This is a genomic window from Teichococcus deserti (assembly GCF_001982615.1).
Taxonomy (GTDB): Bacteria; Pseudomonadota; Alphaproteobacteria; order Acetobacterales; family Acetobacteraceae; genus Pseudoroseomonas; species Pseudoroseomonas deserti.
In genome coordinates this window covers 1-25,755 of record NZ_MLCO01000019.1, presented here as the reverse complement: position 1 = coordinate 25,755, position 25,755 = coordinate 1, and the positions used below count along the sequence as shown (strand labels likewise).

Sequence of the window (25,755 nt, the reverse complement as noted above, 5' to 3'; positions counted from 1 at the left end):
AAATTCAGCCGGCGCGGTTCTCCACCATGGCCATCAGCGTCTCCAGCCGGTCGGCCTCGGCGGCCGGCTTGTCGGCGCGCAGCCGGGCGATGCGGGGGAAGCGCATGGCGACGCCGGATTTGTGCCGCCCCGACAGCTGCGCGGCATCGAAGACGATCTCGAGGACCAGCGCCTTCTCCACCTCGCGCACCGGGCCGAATCGGCCGGTGGTGTGGTTGCGGATCCAGCGGTCGAGCCAGACCAGCTCCTGGTCGGTATAGCCGGAATAGGCCTTGCCCACCGGCACCAGCTCGCGGCCGCCCTGATCGTCCTCGCGCCACAGCCCGAAGGTATAGTCGGAATAGGTGCTGCTGCGCTTGCCATGGCCGCGCTGCGCATACATCAGCACGGCATCGACCGAGAGCGGCGCCCGCTTCCACTTCCACCACTGCCCCTTCGGCCGGCCGGCGACATAGGGCGCGTCGCCGCGCTTCAGCATCAGCCCCTCGATGCCGGCGGCACGCGCCCCTTCGCGCAGGGCTTCCAGCTGCTCCAGCGAGACGAAGGCGATCTGCGGCGACAGGTCCATGCGCGCCGGCCTGGTCGCGGCGAACCAGGCTTCCAGCCGCTCGCGGCGGGCGTCGAAAGGCAGCGGGCGCAGGTCCTCGCCCTGCTCGAACAGGATGTCGTAGACGCGCAGGCCCGTCGGGTAGTCGCGCAGCATCTTCGGGCCGACCACCTTGCGGTTGAGGCGCTGCTGCAGCTCGGCGAAGGGCGCGACCTCGCCGTCGCGCATCACCAGCAGCTCGCCGTCCAGCACGGCGTGGAACTCCATCGCCTCGAGGATCTCGGGGAAGGACTGCGAGATGTCCTCGCCGGTGCGCGACCACAGCCGCCGCCCGCCCGGGCCGGACGAGGCCTGCACCCGGATGCCGTCCCATTTCCACTCGGCGCGGAAGTCGCGGTGGTCGAGGGCGGCGATATCGGACGCCTCCAGCGGCTGCGCCAGCATCGGCGAGCGGAAGACCGGCGCGTCGCGCGGGTCGGGACGCGGGCCCCTGCCCTCCAGCCAGGCGAACATCGGCAGATAGGGCGGTGGCACCCCGTGCCAGATTTCCTCCAGCTCCTCGACCGGCTGGCCGGACCAATCGGCCAGCGCCTGCCGCGCCAGCCGGCCGGAGACGCCGACCCGAAGGCCACCGGTGACCAGCTTGATCAGTGCGATCCGCCCGCCGGGGTCGAGCGTGTCCAGCCAGTCCTCCAGCAGCCCCGGGATCCGGTCCTTGGGCGCGAGTTCCAGGGTTTCCACCACCTCCGACAGGTCGGGCGGCGGGCGGTTGGGACGGTTCGGCGGCTCGGGCCAGATCAGCGCCACCGTCTCGGCCAGGTCGCCGACATAGTCGTGGCTCATCGCCAGCAGCTCGGGGTCGACCCGGGTGCGCACCAGGTCGCGCACGATCGACGGCTTCGCCGCGGTGAACGAAAGCTCGCCGGCGATGGCGGCCAGGCCGATGCCGCGGTCGGTGTCCTTCTGCGTCGCGAACCAGCGCTTCAGCAAAGCCAGCTTGGCGTTGCGGCCGGGGGTGAAGATCAGCCGCTCCAGCAGCTCGGCGAAGGCGGGCAGGCTCATGCGCTGGCGCCTTCCGCCGGCTCGGGCTCGGGCTCGGGGGCGGCGTCCTCGTCCTCCTCGCGGCCGAGCAGGTGCAGCGCGCGGCCGCGCACGCCACGGCCGGCCAGCGCATGGATCAGCGCTTCCTCCCGCCCATGCGTCACCCAGACCTCCGGCGCGCCCACCTCGGCGATGGTGGCGAGGAGGTCGTCCCAGTCGGCATGGTCGCTGACGATCAGCGGCAGCTCGACGCCGCGCGCCTTGGCGCGCTGCCGCACCCGCATCCAGCCGCTGGCCACCGCCGTCACCGGATCGGCCAGCCGCCGCATCCAGGGGCTGGCCTCGGCCGAGGGGGGGGCGAGGACGATCTCGCCCGGCAGCACCGTCTCGCCGCGCTTCTGCGGCCGCGGCACCGGGCGCAGCTCGCCCAGCGCGATGCCGAAGCGGCCATAGAGCTCGCACATGCTGGCCTGGGCGCCGTGCAGGTGGATCGGCCGGTCCCAGCCGGCCTGGCGCAGCAGCGCGATGAGCCGCTGGCACTTGCCCAGCGCGTAGCAGCCGACCAGATGGGCGCGATCGGGGAACAGGGACACACTGTCGAGCAGGCGCCGCACCTCGCCGCTGGCCGGCGGGTGGCGGAACACCGGCAGGGCGAAGGTCGCCTCGGTGACGAAGACGTCGCAGGACACCGGCTCGAAGGGGGCGCAGGTCGGATCGGCCTCGCGCTTGTAGTCGCCGGAGACGACCAGACGGCTGCCCTGCCAGTCGAGCACCACCTGCGCCGAGCCCAGCACATGCCCCGCCGGCACCAGCGTCACGCGCACCCCGTTCTGCGTGACGCTCTGGCCATAGGCGAGCGGCTGCGGGCTGCGCGGGCCGCCCTCGCCCAGCCGCGCCGCCATGATGGCCAGCGTCTCCGGCGTCGCCAGCACGGCGTCATGGCCGGGACGGGCATGGTCGGAATGGCCATGGGTGATCACCGCCCGCGCCACCGGCAGGGCGGGATCGACGAAGAAATCCCCGGGCTCGCAATAGAGCCCCTGGGGGGTGACACGGATCCAGCTCTCGGGGTGCGGCGCGGCCATGGCCTGGTAACAGCTGGGCGCGGGCTTCGGCTGCACAAGCCCTTGTCATTCGCGCTTCACGGCGCCGGTCCCGGATGATGGAAGCGGTAGCAGAGGATGCAAGGCATGGATGACAGCTGGGAGGTGCGGCCGCGCACCGGCATCGGCCGGCTGCAGTTCGGCATGACCCGCGCCGAGGTTGCCTCCCTGGCCGGGCAGCTCGGCCCGATCACCTATGAGAACGACCTGGGCGCCGGCATGGGCGACATCGCCGCGCTGCTGCAGCCCTTCGGCGCCTGGATCTCCGACGAGGACGTCGCCGCCACCAAGGCCGCCATGGCGGAGGTCGCGCATGTCCAGCAGGGCATGGTCCAGGAGCACCGCGGCTGCGGGCTGATGCTGACCTTCCAGGACGATGCGCTGGCCGAGATCATGGCGCCCTGCGACGGGCCGCCGATCCATCTGGGCGGCGTCGCGCTGTTCGAGGCGCCGCGGATCGAGGCGGTGGCCGCCCTGTCCCGTGCGCTGGGCGATCAGCCCTTCACCGACGGCGAGAATGTCGCCTACCGCAACGCGCCTCTCTGGCTGCACGGCTTCATGCTGGGCGCGCCGGGCTTCGATCCGCATCCCGACCGGCAATCGGCAAGGGAGGTGAACATCCTGCTGCGGGCCGCGGCGATGCGCGGCACGGCGGCGGTCGAATGGGACCGCTTCCATGCCCTGGCCTTGCCGGCATGATCGCCTTCCGCGATGAGGCGCAGCTGCGCGCTGCCATCGCCGAGGCCGGGCTGGAAGCGATGGCCGGGCAGCTGCTCGCCACCGCCCGTCCGGCGCAGCTCTTCCTGCGCCGGCAGCGGCGCGACGACGACCTGCCTGTCGGCGCCAGCAAGATGGGCGGCCTGCCGGACTGGCCGCCCGGCCGCCCCTGGCCGAGCCGTCTGGCGCGGCCCGACGCGGCAGCCTGGGAAGACTCGGTGCGGCGGCAGCGGGCGAGGCTGGACGCCTTTCTCGATTCGCGCGGCCTGGCGCGGGAGCCGCGCCGCGCCGCCCATGACGCCCTGCTGATCGAAAGCTTCTCCCGCCCCTTCCCGTTGGCCTTCCGTGCCCAGCTGGACCTGCAGGCGCTGTCGGAGCTGCCGGGCTTCGATGCCGACCTGCCGCGGCACGGGCTGCTCAGCATCTTCGAGGACCTGACCGGCGACGGCTCCGGCCACGAGACCCGGCTGATCTGGCATGACGGGCCGATCGCCGCGCTGGAACGCCGCGCGGTGCCGGCCGAGATCATCGCCCTGTCCGACGCGCTGGAGCCGGCGATGCCCTGGGCGTCGATGGACCAGGCCGAGCTGCTGGAGCCCCAGGCCGCGCTGACCCTGCCGCATCGCTGGCTGACCGCCAGCGGCTGGCGCGACGAACGTCTGTTTCAGTTGCTGCGCCAGCCGAGCCAGCAACTGGTGCTGCAGGGCGAGCCCGGCCCGGGCGACGGCCAGGTCGGCTGGTTCGCCGACCGGCTGGGCGGCTGGCCTGACCCGATCCAGTCCGATCCGGAGGCCGAGCTGCCCGAGGCCGCCCCCGGCTTCGCGCCGGGCGACGACCGCATCCGCCATGTCTTCAGCTGGGGCGGCGAGTATTACGGCGGCACCCGCCTGCCCAATTCCGAGATCGGCGGCGACGGCACCACCCATGTGATGCTGCCGCGCGAGGCGCTGCTGGCCCGCCGCTTCGGCGCCGCCCGCGGCGTCTATCAGTGCGACTAGAGCCCATTGGCTTCGAACAGGCGAAGCCGGCCGGCTTCAGGACCCTGTTCCGTCGCGTCTGTCACGCTTTTCGAGGATTCGACCTCGAGCCACCATGCTCTAAGAACCGAGCAACCAGTCCGGCTCCGGCATCCGGCGGTAGGATTCGCGCAGCGCGGTCGACCAGTCGTCGCGCAGCGCCTTGAAATAGGGATCTTCCTCGGTGATGCGGCGCTGCAGCCGGATCTCCTGCGTGCCGGCCTGGTAGACCAGCAGGTCGAGCGGCAGGCCGACGGTCAGGTTGGAGCGCAGCGTGCTGTCCATGCTGACCAGGGTCAGCTTCACCCCATCCTCCAGGCTGGTCTGGTGCAGCAGGGCGCGGTCGAGGATCGGCTTGCCGTATTTGTGCTCGCCGATCTGCAGGAAGGGGGTCTCGGGTGTCGCCTCGATGAAATTGCCGGCGGCATAGACCAGGTAGAGCCGCACCGGCCCGCCGGCGATCTGCCCGCCCAGCATCACCGAGACGTCGAAGCCCACCCCTTGGGCCTTCAGCATCGGCCCGTCGATCTCGTAGACGGCGCGGATGGCGGCGCCGACCAGCTGCGCCGCGCGGAACATGCTGGGCACGGTCAGCAGGGTGTGGCGGTCGCCCTCCAGCAGCAGGCCTTCCTGCAGCCGGTTCCACACCGCCTGGGTGATGGCCAGGTTGCCGGCGGCCAGCATGCAGAGCATCCGCTCACCCGGCGCGATCGCCGTGTACATCTTGGAAAAGGTCGAGATGTTGTCGACGCCGGCATTGGTGCGGGTGTCGGAGAGCATGACCAGCCCCCGCTCCAGCCAGAGCCCGACGCAATAGGTCACGGCTGCCGCCCGTTCAGGTAGAACTGGCCGATCTCCTGGCCCAGCAGCATGTTCTGGTCGATGATGCCGGTCAGGAAGTCATGCAGCCCGGCCTCGAGGATGCCGTCGACATCACCCTGGCGCAGCCGGCCATGCAGCGCCCCGGCCAGGCGGTGGCATTCGCCGCGCTGGCCGCCATTGGCCTCGGCGATGGCGTCCAGCGTCTGCTCGACCCGGCGGTAGCAGGCCAGCAGCGAGCGCGGCAGCTCCGGCCGCAGCAGCAGCAGCTCGGCGACGCGGGCCGGGCTCAGGCGCGCGTGATAGACATGCTGGAAGGCGCGCAAAGCTGAGACCGAGCGCAGCACCGCCTGCCACTGCGCGTAATTGGCGGCATCCTCGGCGGCCTCGGCGGCGAAGGCCGGGTGGCGCACGTCGAGCAGGCGCGCGGTGTTGTCGGCGCGCTCCAGGATGGTGCCCAGGTGGCAGAAGCGCCAGGCATCGTTGCGCAGCATGGTGTCGGCCGCGGCGCCGTTGAACAGCAGCGTCCGCGAGCGCACCCAGTCGAGGAAGCCCGGCAGCCGGTCGCCGCGGATGGCGCTGGAATCGAGCCGGCGGAACTCGATCCAGGTGTCGTTGATCGCCTCCCACATGTCGACGGTCAGCGCGGTGCGCACGGTGCGGGCGTTGCGCCGCGCCGCCTCGATGCCGGCGGCGATGCCGCCCGGATTCCCGGAGTCGAGCGTCAGCCACTGCACCGCGGCATCCTGGGTCAGCCCCGCATGGCGCTCGCGGAAGCCGGGCTCGCAGCCGGTGGCGATCAGCAGGGCGCGCCATTCGTCATCGGCCGCGCTCAGCGGGTTGGCGAGCAGCGCCATGCGCAGCGTGGCCGCGAGCCCGCGCGCCACATTGCCGGCACGCTCCGAATAGCGCCCCAGCCAGAAGAGGCAATCCGCCGTCCTGGACAGCATTTTTTCAGTCTTCTCCGGACGTGGCCGCGGGAGGAATCGTCGTCAGGGTCTGGGTCTGCGTCATGCCGCCCAGAGTCTGGCTCTGCTGCGCAAAGAAATCCTCAACGACCCAGGTGTCCTTGGTGCCGCCGCCCTGGCTGGAATTGACCACCAGCGAGCCGTCGCGCAGCGCGACGCGGGTCAGCCCGCCCGGCACCATGCGCACCGTCCTGCCGAACAGCACGAAGGGCCGCAGGTCGACATGGCGCGGCGCGAAGCCCTCCTCGCAGAGCGTCGGCACGGTCGACAGGGCGAGCGTCGGCTGCGCGATGTAGTCGCCCGGCCTGGCGCGGATGCGGGCGGCGAAGTCGGCGCGCTGCTCCTCGGTCGCATGCGGCCCGACCAGCATGCCATAGCCGCCGGAGCCGCGCGCCAGCTTCACCACCAGCTTGTCCAGGTTGGCCAGGACATGCTCGCGGTCGGCCTCGCGCTCGCACATGAAGGTCGGCACGTTGGAGAGGATCGGCTCCTCGCCGAGATAGAAGCGCACCATCTCGGGGACGTAAGGGTAGACCGCCTTGTCGTCGGCGATGCCGGCGCCGGGGGCATTGGCCAGGGCGACGTTGCCCGCCTTGTAGGCCGCCATCAGCCCGGGCACGCCGAGCGCGCTGTCGGCGCGGAAGGCCTCGGGGTCGAGATAGTCGTCGTCGATGCGGCGGTAGATGACGTCGACCTTCTGCGGCCCGGCCGTGGTGCGCATGAAGACCTGGAGGTCGCGCACGAAAAGGTCGGCGCCCTCTACCAGCTCGACGCCCATCTCGTCGGCCAGGAAGGAATGCTCGTAATAGGCGCTGTTGTAGGGGCCCGGGGTCAGCACGACGACCTTGGGCTCGGCGCCGGCGCCGGCGGGCGCGATGCTCTTCAGCGTCTCCAGCAGCTCTTCCGGATAATGGCTGACGGGCGCGATGCGGTGCCGGGTGAAAAGCTCCGGGAAGAGCCGCAGCATCGCCTCGCGATTTTCCAGCATGTAGCTGACGCCGGACGGCGTGCGGCAATTGTCCTCGAGCACGTAGAACTCGTCCGCGCCGGTGCGCACCAGGTCGATGCCGCTGATCACGGTGTAGACGCCGCCCGGCGGGGTGAAGCCCTCCATCTGCTTCAGGTAGCCCTCGTTCTCCAGCACCAGCTCGGCCGGGATGCGGCCGGCCTTGATGATCTCCTTCGGGCCATAGACATCGGCCAGGAAGGCGTTCAGCGCGCGCACCCGCTGCTCCAGCCCCTGGCCCAGCCGGTCCCATTCGGCGCGCGACAGGATGCGCGGGATGACGTCGAAGGGGATCAGCCGCTCCGGGTCGCCGCCCTCGGTATAGACGGCGAAGGTCACGCCGATGCGACGGAACAGCACCTCGGCCTCCCGCCGCTTCTGGTCGAGGGCCTCCTGCCCGGTGGCGTCGAGGAAGCGCGCCATCTCGGCATAGGGCGGGCGGATGACGCCTTCGGCGTTCATCTCGTCGAAGGCAGCGGCAGGGCGATCGGCCACGTGGTTCCGGCGTCCTCATCAGGGGTCAGGCGCGGCGGCGCCCTGGCCGCCATTGAGCAAGCCGGGCCGGCTTCGCGCAAGCCGCCATCGACACGTCGCGGCCGGTCCTGGCGCCGCAGCGGCCGCGGTTTGCCCAAGCCGGCGGCAAGCCTGCCTGCCGCGGCGGCGATGGCGGCTTGCGCTTGACCTGCCGCGCCGCAGCGTTGGACGGTCTCTCCCGTTCAGCCGGAGACCGAAGCGATGCGCCGCCGCCATCTGCTCGCCGTGCCTGGCCTGTTCTCGGCCGCCGCCGTCCAGGCCGCCGAGCCCGCCGTCGATGTCGCTCTGGTGCTGGCGGTTGATGCCTCCGGCAGCATCGGCGAGGACGAGTTCCGCCTGCAGCGCGAAGGCTGCGCCGAGGCCGTCACCCATCCCGCCGTGCTGGCCGCCATCCGCGGCGGGCCGCTGGGACGCGTCGCCCTGGCCATGGTCGAATGGGGCGCGCCGGGCGCCGCCGCGACCGTGGTCGGCTGGCAGGCGGTGGGGGATGCCGCCGACGCCGCGGCGCTGGCCGCGCGGTTCCGCGACGCGCCGCGCTCGGCGCAGAGCTGGAACGCCATCGGCGACGCCATCGACCATGCCCGCGCCCTGCTGGAGGCCTGCCCCTTCGAGGCGACGCGGCAGGTGATCGACGTCTCCGGCGACGGGCCGGACATGCGCGGATACCGGCGCGCGCCGCTGGCCCGCGACGTGGCGGTGGCGGCCGGGATCACCGTCAACGCCCTGGCCATCCTGCGCAGCCGCCCGGGGCTGGTGGAGAGCTACCGCGCCGAGGTGATCGGCGGTCCCGGCGCCTTCGTGCTGAGCGCCGATGGCCGCGCCGACTTTTCCCGCGCCCTGCGCGCGAAGCTGGTGCGGGAAATCGCGTGAACGGCGAAATCGCTGCCATTTTTGCCGTCCTGGCAGGAAGTTGCATCAAGACATGCTGATATCTTGATGAGGTGATCGATGTTTTCTCGCGGCAAGTTTTTCCTTTGGAGCGGGAACCGCCTGTGGTAGCGACAGTTGCATGACGTCCGCGATCCGCCGGAAGGTGCCCCCGCACCATCCACGCTCCGCGGCGTTCCCGGTCCATTCGGCACGGAGCGCCTTCACGCCTCGCCAGAGAGGCACCACGCGACCCCGCAAGGCACCACCAAGAAGGTGGTTGGGGATGTTCTTTCTGGGAGCCGCCTTGCTCGCTGCTCCCGTCGCTTTCAGCAAGCCGGCCGAGGCCGGTCCCCGCAATGCATGCCTCGAGGCGGTGCGTGCGGCTGAAGTGAAATACGACCTGCCCGAGGGGCTGCTGGTCTCCGTCGCTCTGGCGGAATCCGGCCTTCACGCGCATGCGCTGAGCATCGGTGGCCGGGCCTATTATCCCGACAGCCGGTCGGAAGCGCGGGCCCTGCTGGTGCGCGCGCCGGCGCGGGCCTCGGTGATGGCGGGCTGCGTCCAGGTCAATGCCCGGGTGCATGCCCGCAACGGCAGCGACTGGCCGCTGGATCCGGAGCGTTCGGCCGATTGGGCCGCGCGGTACCTGCGGATGCATTACGAGACCACCGGCAACTGGACCGACGCGCTGCGGCGCTGGAATGGTGGCGGGGCGGCCTCGATGAAGCTGGTCTGCCGGGTCGATGCCAAGCTGCAGGTGGTCAACCCTGCCTCCGACGTGCTGGGCTCGCCCGATTGCGGCCGCACCCAGGTGGCGCGCGCGCGCCGCGATGGCCGCGCGCTGCTGGAGCTGGCCGAAGCCAACTAGGCGTTTTTCGCGGACGCCGACTGACAGAAAAAAGATGGGGGTCCGGGGGAATTCCTTCCCCCGGCCTTTCTTTTTCTCCAGCCTTTCTTTTTCTTAAGCCTCTCAGTCTCCCTCCCCACCACTGCATCATCCCGCTAAGAGTGTTGGCAAAGCCGCCGCCACGGGGATGCTTTTGGGCAATCGGCAGGCTCGCGCACCGGGAATCCGGGCCGGGCTGCCGCAACATGGAGACTGACCATGGTTTCACGTCGCATGATGGGCAGCGCGGCCGGCCTGGCCGTGGCGATGGCCGCGGCTTCCGCGGCGCCCGCCGTGGCGCAGGGCGCGCCGGGCGAATCGACCTTCGAGCGCATCCGCCGCACCAAGAAGCTGCGCAGCGCCGCGGTGCCGGGCGGCGCCCCTTACTACCACAAGGACTTGGCCAGCGGTCAGTGGCGCGGCTTCTACATCGACCTGCTGAAGATGCTGGCCGAGGAGCTGGAGTGCGAGCTCGAGCTGACCGAGACCACCTGGGGCAACGCGGTCCTCGACCTGCAGTCGAACAAGATCGACATCTTCTTCGGCCTGAACCCGACGCCGAAGCGGGCGCTGGTGGTGGACTTCTCCGTCCCCTGCTTCAGCAACGCCTTCTCCTTCCTGGTCAAGCGCGGCTTCCAGCCCAAGACCTGGGACGAGCTGAACAGGCCCGAGGTGAAGATCGCCGTCGACACCGGCTCCTCGCAGGACCAGGTGGTGACGCGGCTGCTGCCCAAGGCCACTGTCTCCCGCTTCAAGAGCGCCGACGAGGCCACCATGGCGGTGCAGTCCGGCCGCGCCGACGCGCAGTGCCTGGTGCTGATCCTCGCCATGGCGGCGGCGAAGAAGATCCCGTCGCTGGGCGGCGTCGCCGTGCCGACGCCGATCTTCGCCACGACGTCGAATGCCGGCTTCCGCCGCGAGGCCGACAAGACCTGGCGCGACTACGTCAACACCTGGATCGAGTTCAACAAGGGCCTGGGCGCGGTGCGCAGCGCCATCGTCACCAACATGGAGCTGGTCGGCATCTCCGAGGCCGATTTCCCGCCCGGCGTGACGCTCTGACCTTCGCCTGACGGACTGACTGCCACGCGCCGCCGGGGACCTCCGTCCCGGCGGCGCGCCTTTACGGGATCGACGTATGTACCAATGGGATTTCGCCGTCGTCTGGAGCTACCGCTGGCTCTTCGTGAACGGGCTCGGCGTGACGCTGGCCTTCACCTTGGCGATCGTGGTGCTCGGGCTGCTGGCGGGGCTGGTCTCGGGCCTGGCGCGGCTTTCTTCCTTCGCGCCGCTCCGCTGGCTGTCCCAGGGCTATGTCGAGGTGTTCCGCTGCACGCCCGTGCTGGTGCAGCTGGTCTGGTTCTACTACGCCCTGCCGATGCTGGCGGGCATCGAGATGACGGCGACGACCGCCGGCATCCTGGCGCTCTCGCTCTACGGCGGCGCCTTCTATTCGGAGATCGTGCGCGGCGGCATCGCCTCGATCGAGACCGGCCAGAGCGAGGCGGCGCTGGCGCTGGGCATGACGCCGGCCCAGTCGATGCGGCGCATCGTGCTGCCCCAGGCGCTGAAGCGCATGGTGCCGCCGCTGATGAACCAGTCGATCATCCAGCTGAAGAACACCTCGCTGGTCTCGGTGCTCGCCGTGCCCGACCTGCTCTACCAGGGCCAGGCGGCGGCGCATGACAGCTACCGCCCGCTCGAGATCTACACCGTGGTCGCCGTGATCTACTTCGTCGTGCTGTTCCCGCTGACGCTGCTGGTCAACCGTCTGGAGCGCCGCCTGGCGCGGGCCGACTGAGGGGAATGGCGATGAGCGAACAGCCCATGATCGAGGTCGCAGCCCTCAGCAAGACCTTCGGCGAGAACACCGTGCTGCGCAGCGTCGACCTGAAGGTCGCGCGCGGCGAGGTGGTGGCGCTGATCGGCCCCTCGGGCTCCGGCAAGTCGACGCTGCTGCGCTGCCTGAACCTGCTGGTGGTGCCCGATGGCGGCCGCGTGCGGGTCGGCGAGCTCAGCTTCGCCTTCGGCAGCAGCGCCAGGCTGCCGGGCACCCAGGCGCTCGCAAAGTTCCGTGCCGCCACCGGCATGGTCTTCCAGCAGTTCAACCTGTTCCCGCACATGACCGTCCTGGCCAATGTCATGGAAGGCCCGCTGACCGTCCGCCGCATGGCCCGCCCGGCGGCCGAGACCCTGGCGCGCAGCCTGCTGGCCAAGGTCGGCCTGTCCGACAAGGCCGAGCAGTATCCGTCGCGCCTGTCCGGCGGCCAGAAGCAGCGCGTCGCCATCGCGCGTGCGCTGGCGATGGAACCGGCGGTGATGCTGTTCGACGAGGCGACCAGCGCCCTCGACCCCGAGCTGGTCGGCGAGGTGCTGGGCGTCATGCAGGCGCTGGCGGCCGAGGGCATGACCATGGTCATTGTCACCCACGAGATCGCCTTCGCCCGCGAGGTCGCCGACCGCGTCGTCTTCCTGCGCGACGGCGTCATCCTGGAGGACGGCCCCGCCCGCCAGGTGATCGACTCCCCGCGGGAGGCCGCGACGCAGGCCTTCCTCTCCCATTTCCACCGCCAGCGCGAGGCCTGATCGCCCATGAATGCCGGTCCCACCATCGAGCGCATGCGTGTCTTCCTGGTCGAAAGCCCGATCAAGATGGCCCGCGCCCAGGGCGTTGGCTCGGTCAAGGGCAGCGTGCGTCGCGTGCTGCTGCAGCTGACCGCCAGCGACGGCACCGTCGGCTGGGGCGAGGCTGCGCCGTGGGAGGTCTTCACCGGGACGCCGGAAGCCGCCTTCCTGGGCCTCGACCTCTATCTGCGCCCGATCGTCATGGGCGCGCCGGTGCGCCGGCTGCGCAGCCTGATGGCGAAGATGGACCGCGCCCTGACCGGCCATCCGGAAGCCAAGGTCGCCGTCGAGATGGCGATGCTGGACATCCTCGGCTGGCAGACCGGGCTCGGCGTGTCGGAGCTTCTGGGCGGCCGCGTGCGCGACACCATCCCCCTCTCCTTCTCCATCGCCGATCCCGATTTCGACGCCGACCTGGCGCGGATGCACGCGATGGTCGCCGAGGGCCACCGCCTGTTCAAGGTGAAGACCGGCGTGAAGCCGCATGCCGAGGACATGGCGCATCTGGAAGCGATGCGCGACGCCTTCGGCGACCGCATCGACCTGCGCCTCGACTACAACCAGGCGCTGGAGCCGTTCCGCGCCATGACCGTGCTGCGCGACGTCGACCGCTTCCGCCCGACCTTCATCGAGCAGCCGGTGCCGCGCCGTCACCTCGACGCCATGGCCGGCTTCAGCGCGGCCCTCGACACGCCGGTGCTGGCCGATGAAAGCTGCTTCGACGCCACCGACCTGATGGAGATCATCCGCCGCCAGGCCGCCGACGCCATCAGCGTGAAGCTGATGAAGGTGGGCGGGATGCTGAAGGCGCAGGCGCTGATGGCCATCGCCGACACGGCCGGCCTGCCCGGCTATGGCGGCACGCTGTGGGAAGGCGGCATCGCGCTCGCCGCCGGCACCCAGCTGATCGCGGCGACGCCCGGCATCTCGCTGGGCTGCGAGTTCTACATGCCGCACCACGTGCTGACCGAGGACGTCCTCGAGGAGCGCATCCCGCAGGCCAACGGCGAAGTGGTGGTGCCGGACATGCCGGGGCTCGGCATCCGCATCAGCGATTACTCCCTGAAGCATGGGGCGAAGCATCTGGCGGAGGCGTAGAGGTTAGACAGGGAAAGAGAAGACAGGGGCAGGCCAGGGGAATGAATTCCCCTGGACCCCTTCTTCTTTCTGTCAGATTGCCATGTCCACGTGGCAACGGGACGTGAAACGGCCGGTTCACAGCACGACCTTTGCGGTCGTGCTGTTTTTTTATGCACGCGGCGTCCCGCCATGACGCCCTGATGTGAGTGCCGTTGAAGCGCAAGTCCGGCCAAGGCCGGTCATCAGAAAGAAGATGGGGGTTCGGGGGAATTCATTCCCCCGACCTGCCCTGCCTTCTCTTCCCGCCATCAAGGCACAAAAAACCGGGGGAGATTGCTCTCCCCCGGCTTCCGGCGCTGATCGTGGAACGATCAGACCGAGTAGTACATCTCGAACTCGACCGGGTGCGGGGTGTGCTCGAACTTGTACACATCCTGCCACTTCAGATCGATGTAGCTCTCGATCTGGTCCTTCGAGAAGACGTCGCCGGCCAGCAGGAACTCGTGGTCGGCGGCCAGCGCCTCGAGGGCTTCGCGCAGCGAGCCGCAGACCGTCGGGATGCCCTTCAGCTCTTCCGGCGGCAGGTCGTACAGATCCTTGTCCATGGCGTCGCCCGGATGGATCTTGTTCTTGATGCCGTCGAGGCCGGCCATCAGCATGGCGGCGAAGGCCAGGTAGGGGTTGGCGGTCGGATCCGGGAAGCGGACCTCGACGCGCTTGGCCTTCGGGTTGGTCGCATAGGGGATGCGGCAGGAGGCCGAGCGGTTGCGGGCCGAGTAGGCCAGCAGCACGGGGGCCTCGAAGCCCGGGATCAGGCGCTTGTAGGAGTTGGTCGACGGGTTGGTGAAGGCGTTCAGCGCCTTGGCATGCTTGATGATGCCGCCGATGTACCACAGCGCGTAGTCGGACAGGTCGGCATAGCCATTGCCCGCGAAGATCGGCTTGCCGGCCTTCCAGATCGACTGGTGCACATGCATGCCCGAGCCGTTGTCGCCGTAGATCGGCTTCGGCATGAAGGTGGCCGACTTGCCGTAGCTGTGGGCGACGTTGTGGATCACATACTTGTAGATCTGCATGTGATCGGCCTGCTGCACCAGCGGGCCGAACTTGGTGCCCAGCTCATGCTGCGACTGCGCCACCTCGTGGTGGTGCTTCTCGCCGGCGACGCCCATCTCGATCATGGTCGACAGCATCTCGGCGCGCAGGTCGACCTCGCTGTCGACCGGGTTCACCGGGAAGTAGCCACCCTTGACCACCGGGCGATGGCCCATGTTGCCTTCCGGGTAGTCCTTCATGCTGGCACCCGGGCCCTCGATGCTGTCGAGGGAGTAGTGGCCGAAGTTGCCGCCGGTGCCGAACTTGACGTTGTCGAAGATGAAGAACTCGGCTTCCGGGCCGAAGAAGGCCGTGTCGCCGATGCCGGTCGAGGCCAGGTAGGCCTCGGCCTTCTTCGCCGTCGAGCGCGGGTCACGCGAATAGGACTGGCCGGTCGAGGGCTCGATGATGTCGCAGAACAGGATCAGCTGCGGCTTGGCCGAGAACGGATCCATGCAGGCCGAGGCGGCGTCCGGCATCAGGATCATGTCAGACTCGTTGATCGCCTTCCAGCCGGCGATCGAGGAGCCGTCGAACATGATCCCGTCCGTGAACATCTCCTCTTCCATGGTGGAGACGTGCTGGGCGGTGTGATGCCACTTGCCCTTCGGGTCCGTGAACCGGAAGTCCACGTACTCGACGCTGTTCTCCTTGATCATGTCCATGACCTTGGAGACAGCGCTGGGCGCTACGGCAGCTGCGGGCTTCTTCGCCATCGTGTGTGGTCCTGTTCCCTAAGACACTCTCGGTAGTCACGCGGCGCGGGGTGTTCCCGGCCGCGGGGCAGCAGCGGCCGCGATCGGCGCTGTCCTGCCTCGACACTGGCCGGCCGGCCTGGCGCGGGGCGCCGGGGCGGCCGGAAAGCTGTCGCGCCGCGATGGCCGCGCCTCAGGCTCCCCCGAGCCCAGGGCGGCCGCCGCCTGGCGCGCGCGCGGTCAGACCGCGTCCTCGCCGCGCTCGCCGGTGCGGATGCGGATGACTTCCTGCACGTCGGAGACGAAAATCTTGCCGTCGCCGATGCGGCCGGTGCGGGCCGCGGCCTGGATGGCCTCGATGGCGCGCTCGGCCAGGTCGTCGGAGCAGACCACCTCGATCTTCACCTTCGGCAGGAAGTCGACGACGTATTCGGCGCCGCGATACAGCTCGGTATGCCCCTTCTGGCGGCCGAACCCCTTCGCCTCCACCACGGTCAGGCCCTGCAGCCCGATCTCGTGCAGCGCGTCCTTCACCTCGTCGAGCTTGAAGGGCTTGATGATCGCCTCGATCTTTTTCATCGGCTCCGTCCACGGCACAGCCCGGAAAGGCTGGCACCGTCCTTCCTTCCTCCCGGGTCTTCCGCGCTGTCCGGAGGCTGGTGTCCGGCCCGGCGCGGCTTGAGTGGTGTGTTGCATGCCATGGCCTTGCCCGGCAATGCCGGGCAGCGGCTTTTTCCACCCCCTGCAAGCCCCTCCAGGCCCTGCTTCGCCCGGAGTTGAGGCAGGCTGCCTGCAGAAGTGGCAGGCATGCACGCAGCAAGGTTGCGTCCCCTGCGCCGCGCCAGCATTATCCTCCCGCGCCCGGGGCCGGGGCGGGGGGCGGTGCCCCTGAAGCAGCGGGCCGCCTTGTTCCCCTGCGCTCCCCGCGTCGGGGCCGTGCTGGACAGACATCCGCCCATGAAGCCGCAGAACGACCTGCTCTCCGCCACCGGGACCACCGTCTTCACCGTGATGTCGGCGCTGGCCGTGCAGCACGGCGCGATCAATCTCGGCCAGGGCTTCCCCGACTACGAGGGGCCCGAGGATGTGGTGCGCGCCGCCGCCGAGGCGCTGCTCGACAACCGCAACCAGTATCCGCCACTGACCGGCCTGCCCGAGCTGCGCCAGGCGGTGGCGGCGGCGAATCGGCGCTTCTACGGGCTGGAGATCGACCCCAACGCGGAGGTGGTGGTGACCTCCGGCGCGACCGAGGCGCTGGCCGCCTCGCTGATGGCGGTGATCAACCCGGGCGACGAGGTGGTGCTGCTCGAGCCGCTCTACGACACCTACCTGCCGGTGGTGAAGCTGCTGGGCGCGGTGCCGCGGGTGGTGCGCCTCAGCCCGCCGAAATGGGAGCTGCCGCGGGCGGAGCTCGCCGCCGCCTTCGGGCCGAAGACCAAGGCCATCCTGCTGAACTCGCCGATGAACCCGGCCGGCAAGGTCTTCACCGCCGCCGAGCTGGCCTATGTCGCCGAGCTCTGCCAGCGGCACGACGCCTATGCCGTCTGCGACGAGGTCTATGAGCACCTGACCTTCGATGGCTGGAAGCACATCCCGCTGATGACGCTGCCGGGCATGCGGGAGCGCTGCATGCGCATCGGCTCGGCCGGCAAGACCTTCAGCCTGACCGGCTGGAAGGTCGGCTACATCACCGCCGACCGCAGCCTGGCGGCCAATGTCGCCAAGGCGCACCAGATGCTGACCTTCACCACCGCGCCGAACCTGCAGCGCGCGGTGGCGGTGGGCCTGGCCAAGGACGATGCCTACTTCGAAAGCCTGTCGACCGAGCTGCAGGCGCGGCGCGACCTGCTGGCGGCCGGGCTGGTCGAGCTCGGCTTCGGCGTGCTGCCGACCCAGGGCAGCTACTTCATCACCTGCGACTTCACGCCGCTGGGCTTCGCCGGCGACGACATCGCCTTCTGCCGCCACCTGACGGAGACCGCCAAGGTCACCGCCATCCCGGTCTCCGCCTTCTATGCCGGGGCCGACGCGCCGAAGCACTTCGTCCGCTTCGCCTTCTGCAAGCGGGAGGCGGTGCTGGAGGAGGCGCTGCAGCGGATGCGGGCCTGGAAGGCAGCCAGCCCGCTGGCCCAGGCGATCTGACTTTCTGTCCGGGCCGGCGGCCTCTGGTCGCCGGCCTGCCGCGTAAACTTCGGCTTCCGCCTCGCCGAAGTTGCAGTCTGGTCCTAGAAATGCGCGCAAAGGGTTGCTAAGCACCGCAACCGTTACTTGCCGTCTTCCGACAAAAAAACATCAATCAACTCGCCAGACACACGCCAGACAGAACGAAAGTCACAACCAGCATGTCCAAAGCCTTCATCTCCCAGGTCCTGCAGGATTCCACGGGCTGCACGGGCGTTGCCGCCAACCGCGCGGCCGGCGACCTGATCGCTGCCATCGTCAAGGAAATGAAGAAGTCGGGCGGCTTCACCCTGCCGAGCTTCGGCACCTTCACGGTGCGCAAGACCAAGGCGCGCAAGGGCATGAATCCGCGCACCGGCGAGGCGGTGAAGATCAAGGCCGGCAAGACGGTGCGCTTCAAGGCCTCGCCGAACCTGCGCAAGGCCGTCTGAGACCCGCATGGGGCAGCGGCGTCGCCGCTGCCCCATCCCGGAAGGTTACTGATCCTTCCAGGGCTTGCGGGACCACATCTCCTGCAGCCGGTTGGCCAGGCTCAGCACCTGCCGACGATAATCCTCGCCCACCGCGCCCTTGACCGGCAGCGCCAGGCGCTGCGCATCGGCCAGGAACGCCGGATCGGCCAGCGCCTTGCCGCAGGCGTCGGCCAGGCGAGACGAAACCTCGGGCGGCAGGCCCGGGGGCGCCACCAACCCGCGCTGGGCGCCGGCCACCACCTTCACCCCCTGCTCGGTCAGGGTCGCGATCTCCGGCAGCGCCGGGTCGCGTGCCGCGCCGGCCTGGGCCAGGCAGCGGAAGCGGCCGTCGCGGAAGCCCGGATTGCCCTCGCTGACATTGAAGCAGCCGACATCGATATGGCCGCCCAGCACAGCCGTCTGCAGCGGGGCGGCGCCATTGAAGGGCACGTGGCTGAACTCGACGCCGGGCAGCGCCTGCTCCAGCTCCAGCATCACCAGATGGTCGTCGGAGCCGATGCCGGTGGTGCCGAAGCTGAGCGCGCCGCGGTCCTTCTTGGCGCGCGCGATCAGGTCGTTCAGGTCCTTGATCGGCGAGTCCGCCTTGACCCAGAGCCCGCCCGGATCGTCGACGACATTGGCGAGGTAGGAGAAGTCGGCGACGCGGTAGCGCACCTGGCGCTCATAGGGAATGGTCATCATCGCCGGCGAGGTGACCGCGCCGATGACATAGCCGTCCGGCTTGGCGTTGAAGGTCGCCTCCATGCCGATCTGGCTGCCGGCGCCGGGACGGTTCTCGACGATGAAGGTGGCGCCGGGCAGATGCCGCTGCACATGCGGCAGGAAGACGCGCGCCATCTGGTCGACGCCACCGCCCGGCGGGAAGGGCACGTAGCAGACGATGGGGCGCTCGGCCGGCCAGGCGGCGGCGGAGGCGATGCGCGGCGCGAGCAGGCTCGCGGCGCCCAGCGCAGCCAGGCTGCGGCGGGTGACAGTCATGAACGGTTTTCCTTTTCCCGGTCCCGGCAGCGGGCCAGCCCCTCATCGGCGGGAGCCGTGCCTGCTTCCAGGTGTTCTTTCAGCGCAGGGGAAATGGCCCCCTGCCCCATTCGCGCCGCTCCGCCCGGCAGCGCCGGGCGGAGCGGACAGACATTACTTCTTACGAGAAGCCTCGTAGCGGGCCTTGTTCTCCGCGTTGGGCGGATACAGGCCGGGCAGCGACGCACCCTTTTCGACTTCGCCCATGATCCAGCTTTCCTGGGCTTCCTGCTCGGCGGCCAGCGCCGTGATCTCCTCCAGGATCGCCTGCGGGATCAGCACGGCGCCGTCGTCATCGACCACCACGACGTCGTTCGGGAAGACGGCGACGCCGCCGCAGCCGACCGGCTCCTGCCAGTTGATGAAGGTCAGCGCGGCCACCGACGGCGGCGCGGCATTGCCCTGGCACCAGACCGGCAGGCCGGTGCCGATGACGCCGGCGCCATCGCGCACCACGCCGTCGGTGACCAGGCCAGCGACGTTCTTCTTCGCCATGCGGGCGCAGAGGATGTCGCCGAAGATGCCGGCATCGGTGCTGCCCATGGCGTCGGCGACGACGATGACGCCCTCCGGCATCGCCTCGATGGCGCTGCGGGTGGAGATCGGGTTGGACCAGCTGGCGGGCGTCGCCAGGTCCTCGCGGGCGGGGACGAAGCGCAGGGTGAAGGCGCGGCCGACCAGGCGCGGCTGGCCCGGCTTCAGCGGCTTCGTCCCGCGCATCCAGACGTTGCGCAGGCCCTTCTTCAGCAGCACCGTGGTCAGGGTGGCGGTGGAGATGCCGGAAAGGGTGTCGATGATCTTCTGGTCGAGCGGAGCGACTTCGACGGACATGCTTTTTAACCCTTAGATGCTGGCGATCAGCCCGCCATCCACGCGGATGACCGAGCCGTTGATGTAGGAGGCGCGGGTCGAGGCCAGGAAGGCGACGGTGTCGCCGTATTCCTCGGGGCGGCCGTAGCGGCCGGCGGGGATGGTGGCGGTGCTCTCGGCCGAGACCTGCTCGACGGGGCGGCCTTCGCGCTTGGCCTTCTGCTCGTCGAGGAACTTGATGCGGTCGGTGGCGACGCGGCCGGGCAGGATGATGTTGGCGGTGATGCCGTGGCCGCCGACCTCGCGCGCCAGGGTCTTCGACCAGCCGAGCAGGGTCGAGCGCAGCGCGTTGGACAGGCCGAGATTGGGGATCGGCGCCACCACGCCGGAGGAGGTGCTGGTGATGATCCGACCCCAGCCGGCCTGCTTCATGCCCGGCAGGACGCGGTCGGTCAGGGCGATGACCGACAGCACCATGGCGTTGAAGTGCTTGGCCCAGACGGCCGGGTCCTGGCCGGAGACCGGGGTCGGCGGCGGGCCGCCGGTGTTGTTGACCAGGATGGCGACCGGGCCGAGCTCGGCCTCGATGCGGGCGACGCTGGTCTCGACGCCGGCGAGGTCGGCCAGGTCCCAGACCAGGCTGATGGCCTCGGCGCCGGCGGCCTTCGCCGCGGCTTCGGTGCGGGCCAGGCTGTCGGCGCTGACATCGGCGAGCGCCAGCCTGGCGCCTTCGGCCGCCAGGCTGGCCGCGATGGCGCTGCCCAGGCCGCCGCCGGCGCCCAGCACCAGGGCGACCTTCCCCTTCAATCCGAGATCCATGTTTCTGCCCTGTCCGTCCTGAGGCGGCCGATGGCCGCGATGGGGCGCAGTGTGCGGGCTGCGTCCCCATCAGAAAACCCTTCCTTTCCTGCTTTCGGAAGATAGTTTTCCTTTACGATGGACACGCGATTCCTGGACAGCTTCGTCACCGTGGTCGAGGAGGGCTCGATCGCCGCCGCCGCCCGCCGCCTCAACCTCACCCCCGCCGCCCTGGCCCAGCGGATCCGCGCGCTGGAGGAGGAGCTGGGGGCGCGGCTGCTGCTGCGCGCCGGGCGGGCGGTCGCACCCTCTGAGGCTGGCCTCGCGATCCTCGATCGGTCGCGCGCGCTGCTGCGCGAGGTGCGGGACCTGCGGGATTCCGCCACCGGCGAGGGGCTGGCGGGCGAGCTGCGGCTGGGCGCCATCGCCACCGGGCTGACCGGGTTGCTGCCGGGGCTGCTGGCGCGGATGGCGGCACGCTATCCGGGGATGGAGGCGCATATCTCGCCCGGCATCTCGGCCGAGCTGTATCGCCGCGTGCTGGTGGGGGAGCTGGATGCGGCGCTGATCGTGCAGCCCGATTTTTCTCCCCCCAAGAGCTGCGCCTGGCACCTTTTACGAGAAGAACCGCTGGTGCTGCTGGCGCCGGAGGCGATGGCGGGCGCCGAGCCGCATGGGCTGCTGGCGACGCAGCCCTTCATCCGATACGACCGCGACCAATGGGGCGGGCGGATCGCCGACCGCTATCTGCGCGAGGCGCGGATCCGGCCGCGGGAGCGCTATGAGCTGGACGCGCTGGATGCGATCGCGGTGATGGTCGACCGGGGGCTGGGGGTGGCGCTGGTGCCGGATTGGGCGCCGCCCTGGCCGGCGGGGCTGAAGCTGGCGCGGATCGCCCTGCCCCGGCCCTGCCCGCCGCGGCGCATCGGCGTGCTGTGGCAGCGGAGCAGCGCGCGGGCCCGGCTGGTGCGGGCCTTCCTGGAGGCCTGAGCTACTTCTTCCGCACGAATTCGGTGCGCAGGACCAGGCCCTTGATGGTGTCGTGGCGGCAGTCGATCAGCTCCGGGTCGTCGGTCAGGCGGATGGAGCGGATGACGGTGCCCTGCTTCACGGTCTGGCTGGTGCCCTTGACCTTGAGGTCCTTGATCAGGGTGACGGCGTCGCCGTCGGCGAGCAGGTTGCCCGAGGCGTCCCTGGCCTGAGGCTTCGCGGCTTCGGCCGCGGCGGCGACCTCGCTGGCGGGGCGCCATTCGCCGGTGGCTTCGTCGTAGATGTATTCATCGCTCATTGGGTTTTTCCTGCCGCGTCCCGCCTATTCGGGAGACTGCGGCAGCCTTGCAGAAAAAGATGATGGGGGGTTCCGGGGGGAAGAATTCATTCTCCCCCCCGGCTCTTACGCTGCCTTCGGCAGCTGTTCGCCCGGCGCCTGCTGGAGGCGCGCCAGCAGCGCCTGGATCGGGTGCTGCAGAAGCTGCTTGTCCAGCCGCTTCACCTGGCTGCGGCAGGAATAGCCGGAGGCCAGCAGGCGGTCGCCGTGCTTGGCCACGTGCTTCTGCCAGCTGAGGGCGTAGAGCTGGGCGGAGGTTTCCTGGTGGTCGGCCTCATGGCCGTAGGTGCCGGCCATGCCGCAGCAGCCGGAGGCCAGGATGGTGAGCGGCGTGCCCAGGCGCATGAAGACGGCCTGCCAGTCCTTCAGCGACGCCGTGGCGTTGGTCCGCTCGGTGCAGTGGGGCAGCAGGGAAAAACCTTCGCCGGGGGGCAGCTGGGGCAGCAGGGCCAGGCGGCGGGCCAGCCATTCCTGCGGCAGCAGCACCTCGGGCGCGTCGAGGCCGGCATAGTCGCTGCTGCGATAGGCCAGCGTCATCGAGGGGTCGAGGCCGATCAACCCGATGCCGGTGGCCGCCAGCTCGCGCAGCATGGCGGCGTTGGCGCCGGCCTGGCGGCGGAAAGCGCCGAGGAAGCCGTGGACATGCAGCGGCTTGCCGTTGGGGCGGAAGGGCGCCAGCCAGGGGGTGAAGCCCAGGCGGCTCAGGGCCTCGGCCAGGTCGAGCACCAGCCCGGTCTCGAAATGGCTGGTGAAGGCGTCCTGGACGATGACGACGTGGCGCTCGCGCTCGGCGGCGGGGATGGCGGCGAGGGCCTCGCGGGAGGCCAGCAGGACGCCGCGGCGGGCGGCCTGGCGCAGCAGGTCGATGCCGGTCAGCAGCGGGGCGTCCACCAGTCCCAGCTTCTTGCCGATCGCCTTCCCCAGCGGGCTGCCAAGGGCGAAGTTGGCCAAGGCGGGCATGCGGGCGGCGAAGGGCAGCGCGCGCTCCATCTGGCCAAGCAGGTGGTCCTTCAGCGGGCGTAGGTAGCGGCCGTGATAGAGCTCCAGGAACTTGGCCCGGAAGCTCGGCACGTCGACCTTGATCGGGCATTGCCCGGTGCAGGACTTGCAGGCCAGGCAGCCATCCATGGCTTCCTTGACCTGATGCGAGAAGTCTTCCTCGCCGCGCTTCAGCGCCAGGGTGGCGCGCAGGCGGGCCGGCCAGTCGCGCAGGCTGGCGCCGCGGTCCAGGCGGGCGGCCTCCTGCGTCGGGTCGATGCCGGCGGCGGAAAGCTGGCGCAGCCATTCGCGGAACAGGCTGGCGCGGCCTTTCGGCGAATGGCGGCGGTCGCCGGTGACCTTGAAGGACGGGCACATGGCGTCCTGCAGGTCGTAGTTGAAGCAGGCGCCGTTGCCGTTGCAGTGCAGCGCCTCGTCATAGGCGGCGCGCACCCCGGCCGGGATGGTGCGGTCCAGCTGGCCGCGCATGGGGACGCGGTCGATGGCCAGCAGCGCCTCGCCATCGGGGGCGGCGATCTTGCCGGGGTTGAGCTGGTTGCGCGGGTCGAAGGCGGCCTTGACCGCCTGCAGGCAGGGGTAGAGCGGGCCGAAGACCTCGGGCACGTATTCCGAGCGGACGCCCTTGCCGTGCTCGCCCCAGAGCAGGCCGCCGTATTTCCGCGTCAGGTGGAAGACTTCGTCGGAGACGGCGCGGATCAGCTGCTCGGCGCCTTCGGCCTTCATGTCGATGGCCGGGCGGACGTGCAGGACGCCGGCATCGACATGGCCGAACATGCCGTATTCCAGGCCGCGGCGGTCGAGGGCGGCGCGGAACTCGGCGATATAGTCGGCCAGGTTCTCCGGCGGGACGGCGGTGTCCTCGACGAAGGGGATCGGCCGCTTGTCGCCCTTCATGTTGCCGAGCAGGCCGACGCCGCGCTTGCGCATGCCCTGGATGCGCTCGCCGGCGGCATCCCAGGCGACGGTGTAGCCGCGGCGGCCGGCGGTGCCGATCTCGGCCTTCAGCTTTTCCTCGACCGGGTCGAGGGTGCGGCGGACCTCTTCCTCGGAATTGCCGACGAATTCGATCAGGTTGATGCCGGCGGCGGCGCCTTCCGGGTCGTCGGGGAAGAACTCGGCGATGCCGGACCAGACGATGTCGCCGCGGGCCAGGCCCAGCACCTTGGAATCGACGGTCTCGACCGAGGCGGCGCCGAGCGCCATCAGCAGCTGGGCGTCGCGCAGCGCGGCGTCGAAGCTGGCGTAGCGCAGGTTGACCAGGGCGCTGCGCTTCGGGATGGGCAGGACCTGGATGCGCGCCTCGGCGATCATCGCCAGGGTGCCTTCCGAGCCGCAGAGCAAAGAGTTCAGGTTGAAGCGGCCCTGCTCGTCGCGCAGATGCGCCAGGTCGTAGCCGGTCAGGCAGCGGTTCAGCGGCGGGAAGCGCTCGGCGATCAGGGCGGCGTGTTCACGGAAGATGCCGTCGGCGACGCGGTGGATGGCGCCGACCATGTCCTGGCGGCGGGCGATGGGGGCCAGCTCCGCATCGGTCAGCGGCCGGCTTTCCCACAGCGTCCCGTCCATCAGCACGACGGACAACGCCAAGACATGGTCCCGCGTCTTGCCATACAGACAAGAGCCCTGGCCGCAGGCATCGGTGGAAATCATGCCGCCCAGCGTCGCGCGGTTGCTGGTCGAGCACTCCGGCGCGAAGAACAGGCCCAGCGGCTTGATGGCGGCGTTCAGCGCATCCTTGACCAGGCCGGGCTCGACGCGGACCCAGCCTTCCTCGGCGTTGATCTCGAGGATGCGGTTCATGTGGCGGGAGACGTCGACGACGATGCCGTCGGTCAGCGACTGGCCATTGGTGCCGGTGCCGCCGCCGCGCGGGCCGACCGCCACGCCATGGAAGCGCGGATCGGCGCTGACGCGCGCGATCCGCTGCAGATCCTCGACCCCGCGCGGGAAGACCACCGCCTGCGGCTGGCGCTGGTAGATGGAATTGTCGGTGGCCATCATCAACCGGTCGTCGAAGCCGGCGGAAATGTCACCCGCGAAGCCGCGCAGACGCAGCTCGTCCAGGAAGGCCAGGGCGGGCGCGGCCGGGGCGGGCAGGTCTGCGAGGCGCGGGATCATGCGGTCGTTAAGCCTTACTCGCCCTTCCAGACGGGGGGGCGCTTGTTGAGGAAGGCATCCATGCCCTCGCGGAAATCCTGGCTCATATAGCACATCAGGATCAGGTCCTTGCCTTCCTCCGAGGAGATGGCAGGCCGCAGCCGGCTGATCGCCTCCTTGGTGGCGCGCAAGGTCAGGGGGGCGTTGGCGGCGACGGTGCGGGCCACCTCCAGCGCGCGGGCCTGCAGGTCGGCGCCCTCGGGCAGGACCTCGTGCAGCAGGCCGATGGCCTTGCCTTCCTCGGCCTCGACCAGGCGGGCGGTGAAGATCATCTCCTTGGCGCGCGACGGCCCGATCAGGGCGACCAGGCGGGAGAAGGCGCCCATCGACAGAATGTTGCCAAGCGTCTTGGCGATGGGGAAGCCGAAGCGGGCATTGGCGGCGCCGATGCGGATGTCGCAGGCGGCCGCCAGCGCCCCGCCGCCGCCGGTGCAGGCGCCGGCGATGGCGGCGATGGTCGGCTTGGGGCAGGATTCCAGCGTCGCGATGACGCGGCCGACCCGCTCCTCATAGGCGATGGCGTCCTCGGGGGACTTGAAGGCGCGGAACTGGTTGATGTCCGTGCCCGCGGCAAAGGCTTTTTCTCCGGCGCCGGTCAGGATGATGGCGCGGACCGACTTGTCCTCGGCCACCTGCTGGCAGAATTCGGCCAGGCGCTCATACATGGCGAAGGTGAAGGCGTTGCGCGCCTGCGGCCGGTTGAAGGTGACGCGGCTGATCCCGCCGTCCAGCCGGTCGAAGAGGATGTCGTTGTCCGTATCCATCGCCTGCAAGCCCTCCCGTTTGTGCATGGCCCGCCGGGCCCTTCTGGCGCCTCGACGGGGAGCTTCGTCATAAGATCGCACCCTGGCCCTGTAAACATGGGGGGACCGTCATGGAAACTTCACCCACCCCCCCTGCCCGACGGGCCCTGCCGGCGTTAGGGAGGCGGCTTGGGCCAGTGGAGGGTTCCCGATGATGCGGCGCGCAAGCGTCCTGAAGCTGGGACTCATAG

24 protein-coding genes are annotated in these 25,755 nt (G+C 69.9%); 11 read left to right on the top strand and 13 right to left on the bottom strand.

Translation table 11 applies throughout. The annotated features are described in order from the left end of the window. Positions 1–4: 4 nt before the first annotated feature. Together BKE38_RS02980 and BKE38_RS02975 are read right to left on the bottom strand one after the other, a co-directional pair. The gene (locus tag BKE38_RS02980) at positions 5–1,609 is read right to left on the bottom strand and encodes a cisplatin damage response ATP-dependent DNA ligase (RefSeq protein WP_076955884.1); all 1,605 of its coding nucleotides are present in this window, start codon (positions 1,607–1,609) and stop codon (positions 5–7) included. After that, complete coding sequence (locus tag BKE38_RS02975; RefSeq protein ID WP_076955883.1) at positions 1,606–2,673, bottom strand: ligase-associated DNA damage response exonuclease; 1,068 nt, start codon at positions 2,671–2,673, stop codon at positions 1,606–1,608. The genes BKE38_RS02980 and BKE38_RS02975 overlap by 4 nt, the downstream gene beginning before the upstream one ends. A gap of 105 nt (positions 2,674–2,778) precedes the next feature. Here BKE38_RS02975 and BKE38_RS02970 point away from each other — a divergent pair, with 105 nt between their 5' ends. Both BKE38_RS02970 and BKE38_RS02965 read left to right on the top strand, forming a co-directional pair. Then, positions 2,779–3,390, top strand: a complete 612-nt coding sequence (locus tag BKE38_RS02970) for a hypothetical protein (protein ID WP_076955882.1) — start codon at positions 2,779–2,781, stop codon at positions 3,388–3,390. Then, entirely contained in the window at positions 3,387–4,406 is a 1,020-nt protein-coding gene (locus tag BKE38_RS02965; protein WP_076955881.1) for a DUF1963 domain-containing protein, read from the top strand. The genes BKE38_RS02970 and BKE38_RS02965 overlap by 4 nt, the downstream gene beginning before the upstream one ends. Before the next feature lie 99 nt (positions 4,407–4,505). Here BKE38_RS02965 and BKE38_RS02960 read toward each other — a convergent pair whose 3' ends face one another. From BKE38_RS02960 to BKE38_RS02950, 3 genes are read right to left on the bottom strand one after another with little or no spacing between them, the layout of a single operon-like run. After that, positions 4,506–5,246, bottom strand: coding sequence for a proteasome-type protease (locus BKE38_RS02960; protein WP_076955880.1), 741 nt, complete (start codon positions 5,244–5,246; stop codon positions 4,506–4,508). Beyond that, on the bottom strand, positions 5,243–6,193 hold the full coding sequence (locus tag BKE38_RS02955) for an alpha-E domain-containing protein (RefSeq protein WP_076955879.1): 951 nt from the start codon (positions 6,191–6,193) through the stop codon (positions 5,243–5,245). Before BKE38_RS02955 ends, BKE38_RS02960 begins: the two co-directional genes overlap by 4 nt. A 4-nt stretch (positions 6,194–6,197) precedes the next feature. Next, entirely contained in the window at positions 6,198–7,712 is a 1,515-nt protein-coding gene (locus BKE38_RS02950) for a circularly permuted type 2 ATP-grasp protein (protein WP_474104343.1), read from the bottom strand. Between the two features lie 240 nt (positions 7,713–7,952). Between BKE38_RS02950 and BKE38_RS02945 the strand changes: the two genes are divergently transcribed. The 6 genes from BKE38_RS02945 to BKE38_RS02920 all read left to right on the top strand — a co-directional run bounded on the left by BKE38_RS02945 (position 7,953) and on the right by BKE38_RS02920 (position 13,230). Further along, positions 7,953–8,621 carry a DUF1194 domain-containing protein gene (locus tag BKE38_RS02945; protein ID WP_076955878.1) on the top strand — a complete coding sequence of 223 codons (669 nt, stop codon included), beginning with the start codon at positions 7,953–7,955 and terminating at the stop codon, positions 8,619–8,621. Between the two features lie 304 nt (positions 8,622–8,925). Beyond that, on the top strand, positions 8,926–9,489 hold the full coding sequence (locus tag BKE38_RS02940; RefSeq protein ID WP_242662142.1) for a transglycosylase SLT domain-containing protein: 564 nt from the start codon (positions 8,926–8,928) through the stop codon (positions 9,487–9,489). A 237-nt stretch (positions 9,490–9,726) separates the two neighbouring features. Continuing rightward, on the top strand, positions 9,727–10,569 hold the full coding sequence (locus tag BKE38_RS02935; protein WP_076955876.1) for a transporter substrate-binding domain-containing protein: 843 nt from the start codon (positions 9,727–9,729) through the stop codon (positions 10,567–10,569). Between the two features lie 76 nt (positions 10,570–10,645). Then, complete coding sequence (locus BKE38_RS02930; RefSeq protein ID WP_076955875.1) at positions 10,646–11,308, top strand: amino acid ABC transporter permease; 663 nt, start codon at positions 10,646–10,648, stop codon at positions 11,306–11,308. An 11-nt stretch (positions 11,309–11,319) separates the two neighbouring features. After that, positions 11,320–12,093, top strand: a complete 774-nt coding sequence (locus tag BKE38_RS02925) for an amino acid ABC transporter ATP-binding protein (RefSeq protein WP_076955920.1) — start codon at positions 11,320–11,322, stop codon at positions 12,091–12,093. A gap of 6 nt (positions 12,094–12,099) precedes the next feature. After that, positions 12,100–13,230, top strand: coding sequence for an enolase C-terminal domain-like protein (locus tag BKE38_RS02920; protein WP_076955874.1), 1,131 nt, complete (start codon positions 12,100–12,102; stop codon positions 13,228–13,230). 353 nt (positions 13,231–13,583) lie between these two features. Here the strand turns inward: BKE38_RS02920 and glnA are convergent, their stop codons facing one another. Both glnA and BKE38_RS02910 read right to left on the bottom strand, forming a co-directional pair. Beyond that, positions 13,584–15,023, bottom strand: coding sequence for a type I glutamate--ammonia ligase (gene glnA / locus BKE38_RS02915; protein ID WP_076955873.1), 1,440 nt, complete (start codon positions 15,021–15,023; stop codon positions 13,584–13,586). Between the two features lie 219 nt (positions 15,024–15,242). Continuing rightward, entirely contained in the window at positions 15,243–15,581 is a 339-nt protein-coding gene (locus tag BKE38_RS02910; RefSeq protein ID WP_007002535.1) for a P-II family nitrogen regulator, read from the bottom strand. A 378-nt stretch (positions 15,582–15,959) separates the two neighbouring features. Between BKE38_RS02910 and BKE38_RS02905 the strand changes: the two genes are divergently transcribed. Together BKE38_RS02905 and BKE38_RS02900 are read left to right on the top strand one after the other, a co-directional pair. After that, the gene (locus tag BKE38_RS02905) at positions 15,960–17,144 is read left to right on the top strand and encodes an aminotransferase (protein ID WP_076955872.1); all 1,185 of its coding nucleotides are present in this window, start codon (positions 15,960–15,962) and stop codon (positions 17,142–17,144) included. Positions 17,145–17,344: 200 nt separating this feature from the next. After that, a complete protein-coding gene (locus BKE38_RS02900) occupies positions 17,345–17,614 on the top strand; it encodes an HU family DNA-binding protein (RefSeq protein ID WP_076955871.1) in 270 nt (89 codons plus the stop codon). A 45-nt stretch (positions 17,615–17,659) separates the two neighbouring features. On the opposite strand, the gene BKE38_RS02895 is transcribed toward BKE38_RS02900, so the two are convergent. From BKE38_RS02895 to BKE38_RS02885, 3 genes are all read right to left on the bottom strand, one after another. Then, positions 17,660–18,634 carry a Bug family tripartite tricarboxylate transporter substrate binding protein gene (locus BKE38_RS02895; protein WP_083747259.1) on the bottom strand — a complete coding sequence of 325 codons (975 nt, stop codon included), beginning with the start codon at positions 18,632–18,634 and terminating at the stop codon, positions 17,660–17,662. Between the two features lie 153 nt (positions 18,635–18,787). Further along, positions 18,788–19,504 (bottom strand): ribonuclease activity regulator RraA, encoded by a 717-nt coding sequence (locus BKE38_RS02890; RefSeq protein WP_076955870.1) that lies wholly within the window; start codon positions 19,502–19,504, stop codon positions 18,788–18,790. 12 nt (positions 19,505–19,516) lie between these two features. Then, on the bottom strand, positions 19,517–20,302 hold the full coding sequence (locus BKE38_RS02885; RefSeq protein WP_076955869.1) for an SDR family oxidoreductase: 786 nt from the start codon (positions 20,300–20,302) through the stop codon (positions 19,517–19,519). Positions 20,303–20,419: 117 nt separating this feature from the next. On the opposite strand from BKE38_RS02885, the gene BKE38_RS02880 reads away from it, so the two are divergent. Then, complete coding sequence (locus BKE38_RS02880; protein ID WP_076955868.1) at positions 20,420–21,271, top strand: LysR family transcriptional regulator; 852 nt, start codon at positions 20,420–20,422, stop codon at positions 21,269–21,271. 1 nt (position 21,272) lies between these two features. On the opposite strand, the gene BKE38_RS02875 is transcribed toward BKE38_RS02880, so the two are convergent. The 3 genes from BKE38_RS02875 to BKE38_RS02865 all read right to left on the bottom strand — a co-directional run bounded on the left by BKE38_RS02875 (position 21,273) and on the right by BKE38_RS02865 (position 25,525). Further along, complete coding sequence (locus BKE38_RS02875; RefSeq protein WP_076955867.1) at positions 21,273–21,569, bottom strand: alkylphosphonate utilization protein; 297 nt, start codon at positions 21,567–21,569, stop codon at positions 21,273–21,275. Between the two features lie 105 nt (positions 21,570–21,674). Then, positions 21,675–24,722: a D-2-hydroxyglutarate dehydrogenase YdiJ gene (gene ydiJ, locus BKE38_RS02870; protein ID WP_076955866.1), complete on the bottom strand. Its 3,048-nt coding sequence runs from the start codon at positions 24,720–24,722 to the stop codon at positions 21,675–21,677. 14 nt (positions 24,723–24,736) lie between these two features. Then, on the bottom strand, positions 24,737–25,525 hold the full coding sequence (locus BKE38_RS02865) for an enoyl-CoA hydratase/isomerase family protein (protein ID WP_083747258.1): 789 nt from the start codon (positions 25,523–25,525) through the stop codon (positions 24,737–24,739). Positions 25,526–25,755 lie beyond the last annotated feature (230 nt).